At 64.8% G+C, this 18453-nt stretch carries 20 protein-coding genes; 7 read left to right on the plus strand and 13 right to left on the minus strand.

The features are described from left to right. Positions 1-48: 48 nt before the first annotated feature. The 3 genes from PVU19_RS18405 to PVU19_RS18415 all read left to right on the plus strand — a co-directional run bounded on the left by PVU19_RS18405 (position 49) and on the right by PVU19_RS18415 (position 2922). On the plus strand, positions 49-1191 hold the full coding sequence (locus PVU19_RS18405; RefSeq protein WP_050661730.1) for an alpha-D-ribose 1-methylphosphonate 5-triphosphate diphosphatase: 1143 nt from the start codon (positions 49-51) through the stop codon (positions 1189-1191). Between the two features lie 73 nt (positions 1192-1264). Then, positions 1265-1963, plus strand: a complete 699-nt coding sequence (locus PVU19_RS18410; RefSeq protein ID WP_050661731.1) for a fumarylacetoacetate hydrolase family protein — start codon at positions 1265-1267, stop codon at positions 1961-1963. A 5-nt stretch (positions 1964-1968) separates the two neighbouring features. Then, positions 1969-2922 carry an SLAC1 anion channel family protein gene (locus tag PVU19_RS18415; RefSeq protein ID WP_050661732.1) on the plus strand — a complete coding sequence of 318 codons (954 nt, stop codon included), beginning with the start codon at positions 1969-1971 and terminating at the stop codon, positions 2920-2922. 145 nt (positions 2923-3067) lie between these two features. On the opposite strand, the gene PVU19_RS18420 is transcribed toward PVU19_RS18415, so the two are convergent. Next, positions 3068-4756 carry an acyl-CoA dehydrogenase family protein gene (locus PVU19_RS18420; protein WP_050661733.1) on the minus strand — a complete coding sequence of 563 codons (1689 nt, stop codon included), beginning with the start codon at positions 4754-4756 and terminating at the stop codon, positions 3068-3070. A 146-nt stretch (positions 4757-4902) separates the two neighbouring features. On the opposite strand from PVU19_RS18420, the gene PVU19_RS18425 reads away from it, so the two are divergent. Next, a complete protein-coding gene (locus PVU19_RS18425; protein WP_050661734.1) occupies positions 4903-5676 on the plus strand; it encodes a sulfite exporter TauE/SafE family protein in 774 nt (257 codons plus the stop codon). A gap of 130 nt (positions 5677-5806) precedes the next feature. Here PVU19_RS18425 and PVU19_RS18430 read toward each other — a convergent pair whose 3' ends face one another. The 5 genes from PVU19_RS18430 to phnC form a co-directional block, all read right to left on the minus strand. After that, positions 5807-6424 (minus strand): LbetaH domain-containing protein, encoded by a 618-nt coding sequence (locus tag PVU19_RS18430; protein ID WP_050661735.1) that lies wholly within the window; start codon positions 6422-6424, stop codon positions 5807-5809. Between the two features lie 101 nt (positions 6425-6525). Next, complete coding sequence (gene phnE / locus PVU19_RS18435; RefSeq protein WP_050661736.1) at positions 6526-7863, minus strand: phosphonate ABC transporter, permease protein PhnE; 1338 nt, start codon at positions 7861-7863, stop codon at positions 6526-6528. Positions 7864-7867: 4 nt separating this feature from the next. Further along, positions 7868-8740, minus strand: coding sequence for a phosphonate ABC transporter, permease protein PhnE (phnE, locus tag PVU19_RS18440; RefSeq protein ID WP_050661737.1), 873 nt, complete (start codon positions 8738-8740; stop codon positions 7868-7870). A 72-nt stretch (positions 8741-8812) separates the two neighbouring features. Continuing rightward, a complete protein-coding gene (gene phnD / locus PVU19_RS18445; RefSeq protein WP_050661738.1) occupies positions 8813-9715 on the minus strand; it encodes a phosphonate ABC transporter substrate-binding protein in 903 nt (300 codons plus the stop codon). A gap of 56 nt (positions 9716-9771) precedes the next feature. Next, the gene (gene phnC / locus PVU19_RS18450; protein WP_050661739.1) at positions 9772-10596 is read right to left on the minus strand and encodes a phosphonate ABC transporter ATP-binding protein; all 825 of its coding nucleotides are present in this window, start codon (positions 10594-10596) and stop codon (positions 9772-9774) included. Between the two features lie 149 nt (positions 10597-10745). Here phnC and PVU19_RS18455 point away from each other — a divergent pair, with 149 nt between their 5' ends. Further along, positions 10746-11300 (plus strand): TetR/AcrR family transcriptional regulator, encoded by a 555-nt coding sequence (locus PVU19_RS18455; RefSeq protein WP_050661740.1) that lies wholly within the window; start codon positions 10746-10748, stop codon positions 11298-11300. 4 nt (positions 11301-11304) lie between these two features. Next, on the plus strand, positions 11305-11694 hold the full coding sequence (locus PVU19_RS18460; protein WP_050661741.1) for an META domain-containing protein: 390 nt from the start codon (positions 11305-11307) through the stop codon (positions 11692-11694). Between the two features lie 305 nt (positions 11695-11999). Here PVU19_RS18460 and recO read toward each other — a convergent pair whose 3' ends face one another. Genes recO through era form a run of 3 tightly spaced genes read right to left on the minus strand, consistent with a single transcriptional unit; the run spans position 12000 to position 13986 of the window. Beyond that, on the minus strand, positions 12000-12734 hold the full coding sequence (recO, locus tag PVU19_RS18465; RefSeq protein ID WP_050661742.1) for a DNA repair protein RecO: 735 nt from the start codon (positions 12732-12734) through the stop codon (positions 12000-12002). A 9-nt stretch (positions 12735-12743) separates the two neighbouring features. Further along, the gene (locus tag PVU19_RS18470) at positions 12744-13076 is read right to left on the minus strand and encodes a DUF1491 family protein (RefSeq protein WP_050661743.1); all 333 of its coding nucleotides are present in this window, start codon (positions 13074-13076) and stop codon (positions 12744-12746) included. 4 nt (positions 13077-13080) lie between these two features. Continuing rightward, positions 13081-13986, minus strand: a complete 906-nt coding sequence (gene era / locus PVU19_RS18475) for a GTPase Era (RefSeq protein ID WP_050661744.1) — start codon at positions 13984-13986, stop codon at positions 13081-13083. Between the two features lie 83 nt (positions 13987-14069). Between era and PVU19_RS18480 the strand changes: the two genes are divergently transcribed. Beyond that, positions 14070-14624 (plus strand): thermonuclease family protein, encoded by a 555-nt coding sequence (locus PVU19_RS18480; protein WP_082237402.1) that lies wholly within the window; start codon positions 14070-14072, stop codon positions 14622-14624. Between the two features lie 40 nt (positions 14625-14664). On the opposite strand, the gene rnc is transcribed toward PVU19_RS18480, so the two are convergent. The 4 genes from rnc to PVU19_RS18500 form a co-directional block, all read right to left on the minus strand. Next, positions 14665-15348, minus strand: coding sequence for a ribonuclease III (rnc, locus tag PVU19_RS18485; protein ID WP_050661745.1), 684 nt, complete (start codon positions 15346-15348; stop codon positions 14665-14667). Beyond that, entirely contained in the window at positions 15345-16175 is an 831-nt protein-coding gene (gene lepB / locus PVU19_RS18490; RefSeq protein WP_050661746.1) for a signal peptidase I, read from the minus strand. Before lepB ends, rnc begins: the two co-directional genes overlap by 4 nt. A gap of 400 nt (positions 16176-16575) precedes the next feature. Next, entirely contained in the window at positions 16576-16986 is a 411-nt protein-coding gene (gene acpS, locus PVU19_RS18495) for a holo-ACP synthase (RefSeq protein ID WP_050661679.1), read from the minus strand. Continuing rightward, the gene (locus PVU19_RS18500) at positions 16983-18452 is read right to left on the minus strand and encodes an alpha/beta fold hydrolase (protein WP_050661678.1); all 1470 of its coding nucleotides are present in this window, start codon (positions 18450-18452) and stop codon (positions 16983-16985) included. The genes acpS and PVU19_RS18500 overlap by 4 nt, the downstream gene beginning before the upstream one ends. Between the last annotated feature and the right edge of the window lies 1 nt (position 18453).

Here is an 18453-nt window from a genome sequence, read left to right on the forward strand (position 1 = left end):
GCACACTCATCGGTTTGACGCCCCCTGCCAGGAAAGCGTGACAGTGACATGACAGAAAACCTCATTCTCGCCAATGCGTTATTGGTCCTGCCGGGTGAGGTGCGCCCCGGCGCGCTGCATCTCAGGGACGGGCAGATCGCAGCCATCGACACCGGCACAAGCGTGCCCAAGGGGGCGGTGGATTGCGGCGGTGATTACCTCGCCCCCGGCCTGATCGAGCTGCATACCGACAATCTGGAGCGTCATATCCAGCCCCGCCCCAAGGTCGACTGGCCGCATAACGCCGCCATCCTCGCGCATGATGCGGAACTGGCAAGCGTGGGCATCACCACGGTGTTCGATGCGATGCGCGTCGGCTCGGTGCCGACCGGGGTCGGGCGGTACAAGAAATATGCGCGCGGGCTGGCCGATGAACTCCTGAGCCTGCGCGCCGAGGACGCGCTCAAGATCAGCCATTTCCTGCACCTGCGCGCCGAGGTCTGTTCCGAGACGCTGGAAGAGGAAATGGAGGAATTCGGGCCTGCGGATCGCGTGGGTATCGTCAGCCTGATGGACCACACACCGGGGCAGCGGCAGTTTCGCGATCTGAGCAAGCTCGAGGCCTATATGAAGGGCAAGCACGCGCTGAACGATGCCGAGTTCGAGGCCCATATCGCGCAGCTCAGGGCGCTGCGCGACACCCATGGCGACCGGCACGAGGCCGCCGCCGTGGCCCATGCCGCCCGCTATGGCGCGGTGCTGGCGAGCCATGACGACACCACCGAGGCGCAGGTCGCGGTGTCGCATGGCCATGGCATTCGGCTGGCGGAGTTTCCAACCACGGTGGAGGCGGCGCGCGCCTGTCATGCGCGCGGCATCTCCGTCATCATGGGCGCGCCCAACCTGATCCGGGGCGGGTCGCACTCCGGCAATGTCGCCGCGAGCGATCTGGCCGATCTCGGGCATCTCGATATCCTGTCGTCGGATTACGTGCCCTCGGCGCTTCTGCTGGCAGCGGTGCAACTGGGCCATCGCTGGGGCGACATGGCGCGGGGGCTGGCCACCGTAACGATGACCCCCGCGCGCGCCGTGGGGCTTATGGATCGCGGGCGGCTGGAGGTGGGCACGCGCGCTGATCTCATCCGTTTTCGGCTGCGCGGTGACGCGCCCGCCCTGCGTGGGGTCTGGTCGCGGGGCCTGCGCGCGGGCTGAGCCGGCGCTTTGACAAGGCCGCGGCGTGGGCGCATAACAGGCGCGATTTCAACCGCTTGCCCCGGAGTTCGTCATGACAGACCCGCTATTCGCCGTTCCCGCCGCCCCCCTTGTCCCGGTCGAGGGCGCGGCCGGGGCCTTTCCGGTGCGGCGGATTTTCTGCGTCGGGCGCAATTATGCCGCCCATGCCGCCGAGATGGGCAACGAGGTGGACCGCGAGGCGCCGTTCTACTTCACCAAGTCGGCGCATGACATTTGCCTGTCTGGGGCGACGATCCCCTATCCGCTGGAAACGCGTGACTGCCATCACGAGATGGAATTCGTCGTCGCCATCGGCGCGCCTGCCTTCCGGGTCAGCGAGGCCGAGGCGATGACGGCGGTCTATGGCTATGCCTGCGGCATCGACCTGACCCGCCGCGACCTGCAGGGCGCGGCCAAGGAAAAGCGCCGCCCCTGGGATCTGGGCAAGGATTTCGAACACTCGGCGATCATCGCCCCGATCACACCGAGGGCGGCGTTTGGCGAGATCGGCGATCAGGCGATCCGGCTGGCGGTGGACGGCACGGTGACGCAGGACGCGCGGCTGTCGGACATGGTGTGGTCCGTGCCCGAGGTCATCGCGCATCTGTCGCGGTTCTACCATCTGCAACCGGGTGATCTGATCTATACCGGCACGCCCGCCGGGGTCGGCCCGGTGGGGCCGGGCAACGTGCTGCTGGGTGAGGTCGACGGCCTTGCACCGCTGTATCTGAGCATCGACGCGGCGGAGTGAGCGACATGGCCGAAAGCCGTCTGCAACACATGCCGGTGACGCTCTTTACCGTGGTGATGGGGCTGTGCGGGTTTACCCTCGCGCTGCGCGCGGGCGAGGCGGCGTTGGGGCTGGGCCATGTCGCCTCGGCCGTAACGCATTGGTTCACCATGGGCATCTTTGCCGCGATCGCCCTGGGCTATCTGGCCAAGCTGCTGCGCCACCCGGGTGCCGTGCAGGCCGAATGGCAGCATCCCGTGAAACTCGCGTTTTTCCCCGCGATTTCGATCGCACTGGTGTTGATGTCGATTGTCATGCTGGCGCCCTATCCGGGGCTGGCGCGGGCGATGTGGCTGGTGGCGGTGCCGATGCAACTGGCCCTGACGCTGGCGGTGGTGAATGGCTGGATCAGCGCGCGCGCGTTCCAGCACGGCCACCTGTCGCCGGCGTGGTTCATCCCCGCCGTCGGCAACGTGATCGTGGCGATTGCGGGCGTGCCCCTGGGCTATATCGAGATCAGCTGGTTCTTCACCAGCGTTGGGCTGATCTTCTGGATCGTGATGCTGGTGCTGGTGATGAACCGGCTGATCTTTCACGATCCCCTGCCAGAGCGGTTGCAGCCCTCGCTGGTGATCCTGATCGCGCCGCCCTCGGTGGGGTATCTTGCCTGGGTGGCGCTGGTCGGCGGGGTGGATGAATTCGCGCGGGTTCTGCTGAACTGCGCCTATCTCTTCACGCTGATCGTGGCGGTGCAATTGCCGAAACTGCTGAAATTGCCGTTCTCGCTCGCCTTCTGGGCGCTCAGCTTTCCGGTGGCCGGGGCGGTGCTGGCGAGCCTTGCGCATGCGCAGATGACCGGCTCGGCGGGGCATCGGCTGATCGGGCTGGCGCTACTGGCGGTGCTCTGCGTGATCATCGCAGGACTGATCTGGCGCACGGGGCGCGCGTTGCAGGCGGGGGCGATCTTTCAGCCGGATTGACGGGGATGGTTCCGGCCTGGAGCTGACATTAGATTGAAGCACCTGCGCGGAACAAGGCCGAAGGCCGCCGCGCATCGCCGAGCCGCCCCCCGGCGATGCGCGGCTCACGTCAACGGCAGCGAAAGGCCAGACCCACCACGCAGACCTACCCCAGCAACCGCCGTGCAATCACCTGCGCCTGAATCTCTGCCGCGCCCTCGAAGATATTGAGGATCCGCGCATCGCACAGGATCCGGCTGATGGTGTATTCCAGCGCAAACCCGTTGCCGCCATGGATCTGCAGCCCGTTATCCGCCGCCGCCCAGGCGACGCGCGCGCCCAGCAGCTTGGCCATCCCGGCCTCCAGATCACAACGCCGCCCGTTGTCCTTTTCCCAGGCCGAGAAATAGGTCAGCTGACGCGCCACCATGATCTCCACCGCCATCATCGCCAGCTTGCTCGAGACGCGCGGGAAGGCGATCAGCGGCTTGCCGAACTGCTTGCGATCAATCGCATATTTCATCGCCACATCGAGCGCCGATTGCGCGACGCCAATGGCGCGCGCGGCGGTCTGGATGCGGGCCGATTCAAACGTCTCCATCAGCTGCTTGAAGCCCTTGCCCTCTTCTCCACCCAACAGGTTCTCGCCCTTGACGTGGAAATTGTCGAAGCCAAGCTCGTATTCCTTCATGCCGCGATAGCCTAGCACCTCGATCTCGCCGCCGGTCATGCCCTCGGTTGGAAAAGGATGCTCATCGGTGCCCGGCTCTTTCTCGGCGAGGAACATCGACAGGCCCCGGTGATCGGTGGTGTCGGGCACCGTGCGCGCCAGAAGCGTCATCACATGGGTGCGCGCGGCATGGGTGATCCAGGTCTTGTTGCCGGTGACCTTCCAGTCGCCATTATCATCGCGCACCGCCCGGGTGCGCAGGGCACCAAGATCAGAGCCGGTGTTGGGTTCGGTGAAAACGGCGGTCGGCAGTGTCTCGGCACTCGCCAGGCGTGGCAGCCATTTTTCCTTCTGTTCCTGCGTGCCGCCCGCAAGGATCAACTCGGCGGCGATTTCCGAGCGCGTGCCGAGGCTGCCCACCCCGATGTAGCCACGGCTGAGTTCCTCGGAGACCACACACATCGACGCTTTGCTGAGGCCGAAGCCGCCGAATTCCTCGGGGATGGTCAGGCCGAAGACGCCCATTTCCGCCAATTCCTCGATGATCTCTATCGGAATGAGCTCATCCTTGAGATGCCACTCATGGGCAAACGGCTCGACCTTTTCCACGGCAAAGCGGCGGAACTGTTCGCGGATCATCTCCAGCTCATCATCGAGCCCGGAGCGCCCGACGGTGATCTCGGCGGCGCGTTCCTGCATCAACTCCACCAGCCGCGTGCGCGCGGCCTGGCTGTTGCCGCGCGCCATCAGGGTCTGCACCTCAGAACATTGAAAGCCGCTGAGCGCATCCCAGCCAAGGCCCAGATCCTGCAGGCGCACCATCTCGCCCTGGTTCATCTGGATCCCACCGGCGATCTGATGCAGGTATTCGCCGAACGCGATCTGGTGAATCAGCTGCTCGACCTCGCCGAACTGGCCCTGCTCCTGCAGTCGGGTGGCCCAGTTCTGCATCTGCCGCAGCGATTCGACATAGGTGGCCAGCCACGCCAGCCCGTGCGCGGCGGTCTGATGCGCCTCGATCTCGGCACCCGAGACCCGGCCATCGACGGTGACCAGATCGGCGACAGAGGTTTTCGCACGCTCCAGCACGGTCTCGACCGGGGCAACCGCCGCACCGGTCAGCGCCAGAAGGTCATCCAGAATCGTCGGCTGGGCCATTGCAATGTCCTGTCCGTCATGTGCCATGAATCGCATCCTTTTCCTGATCTGCTGCCTTTTATCTATTATGCAGGTGCAGCGCAACTATTATGCCAATTGTCGCAGGTTTTTGATCTAAAGTTGCGTATTGATTTATTGCACTGCGGCGCTACCGACATGCTACCACACCAGACATGGAGATGTTTTTCGATATCGGCCCGCTCTGGGGCTGGAGCCTCGCCTTTGTCGTGGCGATTTGTGCAGGGCTGGTCAAGGGGGTGGTGGGCTTTGCCATGCCCACGGTTCTGATCGCGGGGCTGAGCACGATGATGCCACCTGACTTGGCGCTTGCGGGGCTGATCCTGCCGACGCTGGCCACCAACCTGTGGCAGGCGCTGCGGCAGGGCATTGGCGCGGCGCTCGCCTCGGTGGCGCGGTTCCGAGTGTTCCTGCTGGCAGGCGGGGCGGTGATGGTGCTGGCGGCGCAAGCCGTGCCGCGCCTGCCGCCCGCCGCGATGTTTCTGTTCATCGGGCCGCTGATCACCGCCTATGCGCTCTCGACGCTGATGGGCCGGGGCCTGCGCCTGTCGCCCGAGGGCGGGCTGCGCGGCGAGGCGGGGATGGGCGCGCTGGCGGGGCTTTTTGGCGGGCTGTCGGGCATCTGGGGGCCGCCCACGGTGGCGATGCTGATGGCGCGTGGCACGGAAAAGCGCGAACAGATGCGCGTGCAGGGGGTGATCTACGGGCTGGGCGCGGTGCTGCTTCTGGTGTCGCATCTGGGCTCGGGCGTGCTGCGCACCGAGACGCTGCCACTGTCGCTCGGGCTGGTGCCGCCGGCGCTGCTGGGGATCGGGCTGGGGTTCTGGCTGCAGGACAAGTTCGATCAGGAGACGTTTCGCAAGGTCACGCTCTGGGTGCTGCTGATCGCGGGGATCAACCTCATCCGGCGCGGGGTGCTGATGCTCTGAGACGGGAAACTCGCCCGCTGTCACCGCGCTGTCATATCGCTACGTTAGGTAGCGTGCATATTCTAGCTGCTCTTTCACCCCGCGATATTTCAGCACCTTCAAGGCGGCCCTCGTGGCCGCCTTTTGCTGTTCAGCCGCCGTGTTTCTCCAGAAACGCCTCGGCTGTGAGCGTGCGGAAATCGGCAAGGCTGTCGCGCAACCGCGCATGATCCCAGTCCCACCACGCCAGCGCCATCATCCGCTCTGCGAGATCGGGGGCCAGCCGCGCGCGCAGCGGCTTGGCGGGCATCCCCGCCACGATCATGTAAGGGCCCACATCGCGCGTCACCACCGCCCCTGCCGCGATCACCGCGCCGTGGCCCACCGTCACCTCCGGTTTCACCTGCGCATTATGCCCGATCCAGGTGTCATGGCCGATCCGCACGACCCGCGCGCGGCGCGTATCGAACCAGAGCACATCGTCCTCGGCATCCTCCCAATAGCTCGCCGAGCGATACTGGAAATGATGCAGGGATGCCCGGTCCAGCGGATGATCGGTGGCCCCCACCCGCACGTAGCTGGCGATATTGGCAAAGCGGCCGATCTCGGCATTGGCCAGATCGCAGGCGCGGTCGCAATAAGAGTAATCCCCCATCGCCACATGCGCGAGACGGCTGCCGCGCCCGACCTCGGTATAGGCCCCGAACTCGCAATCGGTGATCTCGCAATCGGGATGGATCACCGCCCCGTCGGATTGCAATCTCGGCATGTTTTGCTCCCCAAGAGATGAATGCCTGCGGCGCGGGTATTTTCACCAAGAAGAAACCGGAACTTAGTTTCTTCTTGGCACAAATACCCAAATCCGCCGCCTCAGACCCCACTGTCATCCGACATGATGAGCTTGCGCCGCAGCCAGCCCGACACCGTATCCATCACCATCACCATGATCAGGATGAGAATGATGTAATAGCTCACCTCTTCCCAGTCCTTCTGCGTGATCATCGCCTGCGTCAGCAACAACCCGATGCCGCCGCCGGTGATCGCGCCGATGATGGTGGCGCTGCGGGTGTTGGATTCGAGGTAATAGAGCAACTGGCTCAGCAGCACCGGCGTAATCTGCGGGATGACGCCGAAGCGGTAGCGTTGCAGCGGTTTGGCCCCGGTCGATTGCACGCCTTCGATCTCGCGCTTGTCGACATTCTCCAGCGCCTCGGAGAAGAGCTTGCCGAAGGTACCGGTATCGGTCAGCAGGATCGCCAGCGCGCCGGTCAGCGGCCCGGGGCCGAAGGCGCGCGCGAGGATGATCGTCCATATCAGCGCATCGACGCCGCGCACGAAATCAAAGACCCGTCGCACCACCGCGCGCACGGCCATCAGCGGCGAGAAATTGCGCGCCGCCGCAAAGGCCAGCGGCAGCGCCACGATGGCCGCGCCCATGGTGCCGAGAAAGGCCATCAGGATGGTCTCGAAGATCGCCCACATCACGTCTTTGTGCTGCCACATCCGGTTGTTCCAGATGTCATGCAGGATGGCGGCGAGGTTGCTCTTGCCCTCGACGACGCGGTCGCCCGAAACGACGAGCCCCACCAACTCGCCAAAGCTCTTGCCGTAGAACGGGCTATCGAGGGTGAACCAGAACAGCTCCCAGCCGAAGGCATAGCGCATCACCTCGGTGCGCGCCTTGGTGAGCGTCACGCGCCCGCCCTCGGTGGTGATGTCGACGCGCGCGTTGCTGGCGCTGATCCAGTCGGGCACCTTGTCGGTGGGCAGGTCGAGCGTCACGCCCTCGCGGCGCGACACCTCGGCCGTGATCAGCCCGTAGCCCGGCACGTCATAGCGCAGCGTGCTGCCGTCGATCAGCACCTCGTGGCCATGTTTCAGCGCCACGCGCGTGCGCTCCTCGCTCTCGACGCTCACCCAGTCGGGGCTGCGACCTTCGGGCCATGTGCCCTTGTTCTCGCCCTCCACGGCGATGGTCAGATCTCCGGTGCGGTTGTCGCGCGTGACATGCGTCTTGTAGCTGTAGCTGTCGGCGACGAGGATGCGCGCATTGTCCATCCGCGCGCGATCCGCCAGCCCCGGAATGTCGAAGGCGAAGAAGATATAGACAAAATAGGCCAGGATCACCGCCGGGACGGCAAAGGCCATCAGCCGCTTGCGCCGAAAGAACCCGGACGCGTCGAACCCTGCCTCGCTAGCCATTGTCATGGTCTCACTCTCCCCCGATCAGCTTGTTACGGTAGCGGCTCGATACCTGATCGAAGATGACGATGGTGCCGAACAGCAGCAGGAAGATCGCCGCCACCTCGTCATAGCGGCCCTGCCCCCAGCTGAACGCGTTCTTTAGGTCATAGCCGATGCCGCCCGAGCCGACGAAACCGAGGATCGCCGAGGCGCGGATATTGATCTCGAAGCGCAGGAGCGCGTAGCTGAGGTAATTCGGCGCGACTTGCGGGATCACCCCCAGCCACATGCGCTGGCCCCATGTGGCCCCCACCGACGAGAGCCCCTCGACCGGCTTGAGGCTCGCGTTCTCGTTGACCTCCGAGAAGAGCTTGCCCAGCGCCCCCACGGTATGGATCGCGATGGCGATCATCGCGGGCACCGGCCCGCCCCCGAGGATGAAGATCAGCACCAGCGCGATCACGATCTCGGGCACGGCGCGCAAGATGTCCATCACCCGGCGAAACACCCCGATCAGGCGCGGCCATTTCGCAAGGCCCCGCGTCGACAAAAGCGAGATCAGAACCGCGAACATCGCCCCCAGAAGCGTGGCCGCCGCCGCGATGTTGATCGTCTCGATCAGCGAGGGCAGGAATTTCCACATCAGCCCCGGCAGGTTGGCGATCTTTTCGCTCGCCTCGGCCAGCACCTCGCCGGGAAACTGGAATATATTGCCAATCCCGTCCCAGAAGCCGCCCGCGTTGCGCCCGTCGGCCACCTGAAAGCCCGAGACCATCAGCGCGATGAACACGATCAGCATCACGCTGCCGTAAAGCCGCTTGCGGCGTGTCATCGCCATGTAGGCGCCCTGCACGTCCTGCACCCGTGCCACGCCTGCCTGTCCTGCCGTCAGATCGCTCATGCCTCATCCCCCGCCAAATAAGACCGGGCCTGCGCACATGGCAGGCCCGGTCCGAATGTCAGCCCTGACGGCTTACATCTTGGATTTGCGCGCCTCGATGATCGAGATATAGGCGTCGTGCGTGATCGGCATGAAGCCCAGCGCATCGCCCTGAAGCACGCCATAGGCGCAATCCGCGTCGATGGACTTGAGCGACGCCCACAGGCCCGTCACCTTGAGCTTGACGTCCTCGGGCAGCGCCTGACGCAGAACGACCGGGCCTTCGGGGATCGGCTTGGATTTCCAGATTTCGACCATCTGGTTCATGTCCACGAGCCCCGCATCCGCTGCCTTGCGCAGCGCGCCCGAGTTATAGCCGTCTTCCCACGCGCCCAGACCGTCGGCCCAGGTCACCCCGGCGTCGATGTCGCCGTTGGCGACCGCGACGATGGTTTGCTCGTGACCGCCGGTAAATTTCACTTCGCCGAAGTAATCGCCCGAGTCCATGCTGGCGCCAACCTCCTGCGGAATCTCGATCGACGGGATCAGGTAGCCGCTGGTCGAGTTGGGATCACCGAACCCGAACGTCTTGCCCTTCATATCATCCAGCGAGGTGATGCCGGTATCCTTGCGGGTAAAGCCGATGGAATGATAGCCATAGGACCCGTCGGTGTTGACCTTGACCAGAACCGGCTCGACCGCGCCCGGGTCGGTCAGGTAGGTCTTGGCATAGGCGGAGGCCCCGAGCCACGCCACGTCGATGGTACCGCCCAGCAAGCCCTGGATCACGCCGTCATAATCGGCGGGGGTAAAAATCCTGGTGGGCACACCGAGCAGCGCCTCGGTCTTCTCCCGCAGACACTCGTTCGAGGTCATGCGGTCCTGTGCGTTCTCGCCGCCCAGCACGCCGATGCGGAATTCTTCGATCTTGTCCTGCGCCAGCGCGGGGCTGACGAGAGCGGTGGTGGCCAGGATGGTAGCAAAGATTTTGGTCATGGGTTTCTCTCCGGTTGGGTTGTCGGCCCGCCACCCCCCGGCGGGCCAGGGGGTCTTCAGACCGCGGCCTCGGCTTCGCGCAGCGCGCGCACCGTCCCACGATCCAGCGTTTCGATGGAGGTCGATGTGCTTTCCTCGGAAAAGCTCGCATCAGCCCCGTAAATGTCGCGCGCCACGCCGGTGGTCAGTTGTTCGGGCGTCCCGTCAAACACCACCCGGCCATGCAGCATCCCGATCACCCGGTTGCAATAGCGCCGCGCGGTATCGAGCGTGTGCAGGTTGGCGATCACGGTGCGCCCGTCCTCTTCGTGGATGCGGCGCAGGTCATCCATCACCAGCTGCGCGTTCATCGGGTCGAGGCTGGCAATGGGTTCATCCGCCAGCACGATCTTGGGGTCCTGCATCAGGGCGCGGGCAATCGCCACGCGCTGCTGCTGCCCGCCCGAGAGCGCCTCGGCACGTTTTGGCGCATGATCGGCAATGCCCAGCCGGTCGAGGATCTCGATGGCGCGGTGAATGTCCGCATCCGGGTAAAGGTTGAACATCGTCGCCAGCGTCGAGCGGCGGTTGAGCGTGCCGTGCAGCACGTTCGACACCACATCCATCCGCGGCACGAGGTTGAATTGCTGAAAGATCATCGCGCAGTCGGACTGCCAGGCGCGTTTTTCCGCCGCCTTGAGGCCGGTGACCTCACGCCCCTCGAACATGATCTGGCCAGAGGAGGCATCGGTCAGGCGGTTGATCATCCGCAAAAGCGTCGATTTGCCCGCTCCGGACCGCCCGATGATCCCGATCATCGCCGGTTTCTCGACGGTGAAACTTACCTTGTCCACGGCGGTATTGCGGCCGAATGTCTTGGTCAGCGCGTCGATGCTAAGCACGAAAGATGCCCCCTTTGGTTTGCGCCCCACCTACGCGGCGAACTCAAAGAGTTTGCGACAGCTTGGTAAAAGTTTTTTGACGGTCGCTTGACGCGGCGTGACATTCGCAACCCTTGCGGCAGTGCGGCAGCGCGCGTAAACCCTTAGGCATGATCGCACGACGCCGCCCCCGCCTGACCCGTGACGACTGGCTCATGACCGGCCTCACCGCCTTGTGCGAGGGCGGGCCCGGCACGCTTGGCGCGGAACCTCTGGCGCGGCGCGTGGGCGCCACCAAGGGCTCGTTCTACTGGCATTTCGACGACGTGCCGGGCTTCCACGCGGCCCTGCTGTCGCTCTGGCAAACCGATGCCGAGACGGCCCTTCTCACGGCCGACGGCGCCACCGACACCGCCCGGCTGCGCGCCACCGCCCAGACCATCGCCGACAGCACCACCAGCAACAGCCCCGCGCTGCGCTCCGAACCCGCGATTCGCGCCTGGGCGCAGGGCAATGACTTGGCGGCCGGTGTGGTGGCCGGCGTGGACGAAATCCGCCTTGCCCGGCTGAACGATCTTCTGGCGGCCTGCGGCATCGGCAACCCGGAAATGGCGCGCATTCTCTATGCCTCGGCCACCGGCATGCAGGCCTTGCAGGACACCGCCCGCGACACGGCGGCCACCGCCATAGGCTCGCTTGTCGATCTGATCCTCGCGCTCAGGTAAGGCGATGCGCACCGCCCTCCTGCTCATCGCCATGTCCATCCTTGGCTATTGCAAGGACGAGACGGTCTCGGGCCATGGTGGGGCCGGGGCGACATGGGTGCTCCATAGCATCGACGGCACGCCCTTTGCCGCCCGCGCGACCCTGGGTTTTCCCGAGGAAGGCACGCTTGCGGGCGAGGCCCCCTGCAACCGCTATTCCGGCGCTCAGACCCTGCCCTATCCGTGGTTCCGCGCCGAAGCCCTGATCACCACCAAGCGCGCCTGCCCCGATCTCGAGGCCGAAACCCGCTATCTGCGCATACTCGAAGAGATGACGCTTGTCGAAGTCGCGGGTGACACGCTTCTGCTGACCAACGAGGCGGGGCGCGAGATGGTGTTTCGGGCGGGGGAGTAACGCAGGGTGTGATTGATGGCCTTGAGCTGTCGTTAGATTGTAGCACCTGCGCGGAATCAAGGCCGAAGGCCACCGCGCATCGCCATGCCAGAGACATGCCTTCGGCATGACGCCGCCCCCCAGCACGGCGATTTGGCTGCAACCTGCGCATCGCGTGGATGTTTTCCTGACGTGGCAGAGATAAAGTGCTGCCGAACACGCGTTGGATCGCCGTACCGCGGCCCGTCGATGCGCGGCTCACGTCAACGGCAGCTCAAGGCCAAACATGACCGCCCCCCGTTCCACTCAGATCCGAAACCCCACTCTCACCCCGCCCCCGCCTGCGCGGCGAACCGCGCGACAAAGCGGGCGCGGGCATCCGGCAGGGGCTTGTTGCCCATCTGCGGTGCAAGATGGTGCATCAGGAAATGACCCGTCACCTGAAATCCCTGCAATACTTCCGCATCGGGGGCCGGGCCTTCGCCCAACAGGCAAGGCGGCAGCGGCAACAGACGGTCGGCCCAGTCGCCCGCCCCCGCGCGCGACACCGCGCGCCCGGTGCGGGGAGATATATAGCTGAGGTCATTGGCTTTTTCCCCCATCACCGCACAGCGCCGCAAATCGAGGCCAAAACCCATCTCCTCCAACAGCGCCAGTTCCCAGTTGAGATAGGCGAGCGGCCAGATCTCCGGCTGCTCCAGAAGGTCCAGCAAGATCAAACTCTTGCGATATATGCCGGCATGCGCTTCCCGCTCGGGCAGCGCGAACAGCAACAGCGCGCACACCGCATTCAGACCGGCCAGCGCCATCCGGTCGCCCATCGACCAGGCCCTCGATTTCAAGGGCTCGACCCGGAAGGTGCCCAGATGATCCTCCAGCCGCGCGCGCCATTCCACATCGAGTTGCGCGCCCGGTTGCAGCACCGGTGCCATCCGGCGCGATGCGCCACCGCGCACAACGCCCGCGTGCCGCCCATGTTCAGACGTGAAAACTTCAATGATGGCAGAGGTTTCCCCGTGGCGGCGGCTGCTCAGCAATATCCCCTGATCACGCCATTCCATCGCCCGATCCTACCCGCTCAACCCGTCCGCGTCGAGCAGGTGCCGCCCCGCCCGGTCCTCGACCTCGACCACCCAGATATCCGGGTCAAACCCGCGTTGCCGGGCGATGGCGGCATCCACCTCCGCCTCGTTACCCTCGGCCAGCGTCACCCAGACGCGCGCGCCGCTCGCGAGATCGAAGGAGCGTTGAAACACCTGCGCCTTGCCATCGAGCGTATTGAGTTTCACCAGCACCGCACCGCCGGTGTCATCGCCATGCGCCACCACGAAACCGGGAATGTCCTGAAGCCGCAGCCGCGCCAGATAGGCGTCGATCCAGAACCGCGCGGTCAGCCGGGCCAAGACCCTAGTTCCCGTCCTTGAAATCCAGCCCCATCTCGGAATAGCGTTCGGATTCGTCCATCCAGCCGGTACGCACCTTGACCTGCAGGAACAGGTGAATCCGCCGCCCGAGAAACTCTTCCATCTCCTCGCGCGCGGCCTTGGACACGGCCTTGATTGTCTCGCCCTTGTTGCCCAGAACGATCCCCTTATGCCCGTCGCGCAGCACATAGATGATCTGATCGACGCGGGCCGAGCCATCCTTGCGCTCTTCCCAGGCATCGGTCTCGACGGTCAGTTGATAGGGCAGTTCCTGATGCAGCCGCAGCGTCAGCTTTTCACGGGTCATCTCGGCGGCGATCATCCGCATCGGCAGATCGGCGATCTGATCCTCGGGGTAGAGCCACGGGCTTTCCGGCACTTCCGCTGCCAGCCAGTGGCGCAGATCGTCCACACCGTGGCCCTTTTCGGCGGAAATCAGAAAGGTCCTCTCGAAGGTGAAGCGGTCGTTCATCTTCTTGGTCAGCGCCAGCAGAACGGGGGCCTCCACCCGGTCTATCTTGTTGATCGCAAGGGCGATCCTGCGCCCCTTGGCGATATCCTGCAAGCCGTCGAGGATACGCTCCACCCCTTCGGTGACGCCGCGATGTGCCTCGATCAGCAGCACCACGATATCGGCATCCGCCGCGCCGCCCCAGGCGGCGGCGACCATCGCCCGATCCAGCCTGCGGCGCGGCTGGAAAAGGCCGGGCGTGTCGACGAAGACAAGCTGGCTCTCGCCCTCCATCGCCACGCCGCGAATGCGCGCGCGGGTGGTCTGCACCTTGTGAGTAACGATGCTGACCTTGGCGCCCACCATGCGATTGAGCAGCGTGGATTTGCCCGCATTGGGCTCTCCGATCAGGGCGATGAAGCCGGCGCGGGTGGTCATTCTGGTCAACTTTCTTGCATTGTGGTTTGCCTTTAGCCTAGTAACGTCGATATCTTGGTTTTTCGTCGTCGGATAGCATAAACATGGAAGTAATTGCTGCTCTTCTAGTCCTTGCGGCTTTGATCATCGCGGTCAAATCCTTGGCGAAATCCGACGCGCCACCACGCGCAGAAGAGACGAAGTCAGCGCCGAAGGTCGCGCGACGCCCCGCGCCGCCGAGACCGTCTTCCTACGTCGAACCGAAGACGGCGCGTAGCTTAAAAGGAAAGTGCTGGGTCATAGATGGAGACACCATCGTCATTGACAAGGTGCATGTTCGATTGGCGGGCATAGATGCGCCGGAATTGAACCACCCTTGGGGCCGCAACTCGAGATCCGCGATGATCAGGCTGTGCAAAGGACAGATCATTACGGCAGAGCTGCATCCTGAGAGCACCTATGATCGCGCGGTTGCAACCTGCTATCTACCAGATGGACGCGATCTTGCCGCAGAACTGGTGCGCCAGGGTCTTGCAATAGATTGGCCGAAATTTTCGGGCGGGCGTTACAAACATCTGGAACCAGAAGGCATTCGAAAAAAGCTGTGGCGCGCGGATGCAAAGCAAAAAGGGCGATACGATGAGCGGCGCCACGGTTAGGTCCGACCTTTGATACGCAACACCGTATCGTTCAGAGAGTTCAGTCTGATTTTAGCTTAGACAGCAAGGCTGCAGCCGCCGCCTGTTCCGCCTGCCGTTTCGATCCGGCGGTGGCGCTGACATGCTCACCGCTCTGCAGCCGCGCCTCGATGGTAAAGACCGGCGCGTGATCCGGCCCGGAACGCGCTGTCTCGGCATAATCGGGCGGCGGCAGGCCGCGCGCCTGCGCCCATTCCTGTAGCGCGGTCTTGGCGTCGCGCGCGTCTTCCTTGACCGCGCCGATGCGCCCGCCCCAAAGCCGCAGCACCATGGCGCGCGCCGCCTCGAACCCGGCATCGACATAGACGGCGGCGATCACCGCCTCCATCGCATCGCCCAAGAGCGCCATCTTGCGCCGCCCCCCCGAGAGCATCTCGGAGCGCCCGAGTTTCAGGACCGTGCCAAGGTCGACCTCACGCGCGACATCGGCGCAGGCTTCCTTGCGCACCAGCGCGTTGAAGCGGGGGGCAAGCTGGCCTTCGGTGGCGGCACTGTCATGCGCCAGAAGCGCCTCGGCCATCACGAGGCCCAGCACCCGATCGCCCAGAAATTCCAGCCGCTGATTGTCGTCGCGATTGGGCGAGGACATCGAGGAATGGGTCAGCGCCCGGACCAGCAGCGAGGGGTCGGCAAATTCATGCCCGAGCCGCGCCTGAAATTCCGCCATGTCGCGTGACAGTTTCACTCCAGCCTCTCGAAGAACCGATCCCCGCGCCATGTCCAGAAGGCCAGCATAGACGAGCCCGCCGACGAGAAGATCACCCGGTTGGCCCGCCCGATCAGGTTCTCGTAGGGAACGAATCCGACGCCGCCGACAGCCTGCGGAAAGCGCGAGTCGGTGGAATTGTCGCGGTTGTCGCCCATGAAGAAATAATGCCCCTCGGGAACCGTGAAGACCCCCGTGTTGTCCGACCGCTGATCCCCGATATTCAGGATCGCATGGGAATGACCATTCGGCAGGGTCTCGATCTGGCGGGATTTGGTGCAGTCCGCCCCAGCCCCGACAGCCCCGTTTTCACAGCGCGGGCGGATGCCCATCGGCCCCTGTCGCGCGAATTCCTCGGTGAACTCACCGGCGGGTTCAAGCTCCACGGGCTCGCCGTTGATATGCAGCACGCCGTCCCGCATCTGGATGCGGTCGCCGGGCAGGCCGATCAGCCGCTTGATGAAATCGGTCCCATCGACAGGGTGCCGGAAGACGATGATGTCGCCGCGCTCGGGCTCTCCGCCCAGAATACGGGTGTTGTCGCCCCCCAGAATGCCGCAGATATCCTCGGCATCGACATTGATGAACCCGAGCCGCACTGACGGGCAGGAGGCGTAGGAATAGCCATAGGCCATCTTGTTGACGAAGAGGAAATCGCCGATCAGCAGCGTGTCCTTCATCGAGCCGGACGGAATCCAGAACGGCTGAAAGAAGAGCGTGCGAAACAGCCCCGCGATCACGAGAGCCCAGAACACCGTCTTGATCGTCTCGACGATGGAATTTCCTTTTTTGGCGTCAGATGCCATCGGGCCTCTCCGGATAGGGCAGATTTGGGTCTCGCGCTACATGCGGGGCGGGGCTCAAAGTGTCAAGGCGCGAGGGGCGGTGATCGCCGGTGTGTGAGTGGCAGGGTTGAGCAATATGCGGCTTGGGGGGCAGAAGTATCCTCCGATTGGTTGAACCTCGGGGCGGTTTGGGCCTGGAGCTGGCGTTGGAGTTAGCCGCGCAGCGTCGTGCCGCGGTGTGGCGATCTTAGGCTTGTTTGGCAGTGCTTTATGCCAGCCAAGCCCGAAGAACATCCAAGCGCAGAGCAGGTTGCAGCCAAATCGCCGCGCCGGGGGGCGGCACGGCGATGCGCGGCGGCCTTCGGCCGCGTTTCGCGCGGGTGCGTCCAATTAAAGGTCAACTCCAGGCCCTTCACGCCCCCTAATCCACTCCACCTTTCGGCCGCGCCTCGATCACCACAAAGGCCTGCGCCCAGGGGTGATCGTCGGTCAATGTCACATGAATGATCGCCTCATGACCTTCCGGTGTCATCTCGGCCAGCCGCTCTGCCGCCCATCCGGTGACATGCATCACCGGCTGACCAGTGCGCAAGTTCGACACGGCCATGTCCTTCCACGCGATCCCCATGCGCAGCCCGGTGCCGAGCGCCTTGGAGCACGCCTCCTTCGCCGCCCACCTTTTGGCATAGGTGCCCACAACATCGGCGCGACGCTCGGCCTTGGCCTGTTCGATATCGGTGAAGACGCGGTTGCGGAACCTGTCGCCGAAGCGCTCCAGCGTGCCCGCAATCCGCTCGATATTCGCAAGATCGGTGCCGATGCCAAGGATCATCCCAGTCCTCCGGGTGCAAAAAGGGGAAAGCTCACGCCAAGCGCCCAGGCGAGGATCAGGCCGAGTGCCACGCCCGCCGATGCCGCCCCTGCCCGCGCCGCAACCCACCGGCCCATCAGCCCGAAAATCAGGAAGAAGAGCAGGATCACCGGCGCGATCATGGCGAGAAAGAACAGCCGCTCGGTATCGAGCAGCACGGCGAGCGCGAGCGACAGCAGAAAGCCCAGCCGTGCCGTGATGCGTTGCCAGAGCGCGGCCCCGCGCGCCAGCACCGCATCCCCCAGCATGAAGGGCAGCGCCCCAAGGCAGAGCGCGGCGATGATCACCAGGCGCTCGGGCGTCGGCCAGAAATTCGCGCCATAGCGGTCGAGCGCGAAGCCGAAGACACCCAGCCCCCAGACCAGAAGCGCCAGCACCGCGAGGGGCCGCAGGCCCTCGGGCCGCCGCCCCAGCCACCACAACAGCGCCAGTTGGCAAAGGCCATAAATCGCCAGATGCAGCGCGAGGTAATCCGCCACCAGCACCGGCAGGAGCCGCGTTTCGACCTGCACCGCCAGAAGCGGCGCAAGCAGCGCAGGCACGCCCACGACCAGTGCAAAGCGCCCCAATGACAGCGCCCCCGGCATCGGCGGCGCGCGCTCGGGCAGAAGGCGCGAGAGCGGTGCCGCCAGCGCCACGATGGCGGCCATCAGCGCCAGAAACCACGGGCCCGTTGCGCGCACCGCGATATCGCTCGCGCGCCTATAGGCGGCATCGAGCCACGCCACCGCCTCGGCGCGCCCGGCGCGGCTATGCAGCACCGCCACATGCTCGGCCAACGGGGCAACGACCGCGCGGCGGATCACATCGCCTGCGCGTGCGGTCTCGCCCTCACCTGCCTCCGGGTCCACCATCGCCACGGCGTCACGGGCAAAGCCGCGCAGCCCCGGCTCCCATGCGCCGGTGATGAGCAACAGCGTGTCGGGCGCGGTCGCCGTCACCGCCTTGGAAAAGGCCGAGATCGCCACCACGGGGCCGATGCGGGGATCGTCAATTGCCGTGCGGATAATGATATCGGTGGCCATCGAATGCCCCAGCAGCGCGACCTCGCCCTGCCAGCCCTCCGCCGCCAGCGCCGCATCCACCACGCTGCGCGTTTGCTCCACCAAAAGGCGCGTGGTGCCGTCAATGCTCTCCACATCTCCCGACATCGGCACCGGGTGCCGCCCGTGGCCCTCAAAGTCGAACGCCCAGACCCGGTAGCCCGCCCGCGCCAGATCGTGGCCGTAGGCCTGCATCATCTGCCGCGACCCGGCAAAGCCATGCGCGACCACGACCACCGGGCCATCAGAGCCGGGCTGCGCGATGCGGGTGATCGGCGTCTCGCCCACGGCGCGCGTGGTGATTTCGAGCCCCGCGCGCGGCGTCTCAAGCTGCCAGAGCGAGAGGCAGGCGAGCAACAAGGCCGGAATGGCGCGCAGGATCATG

Source organism: Roseovarius tolerans (assembly GCF_028885395.1).
Classification (GTDB): Bacteria; Pseudomonadota; Alphaproteobacteria; order Rhodobacterales; family Rhodobacteraceae; genus Roseovarius; species Roseovarius tolerans.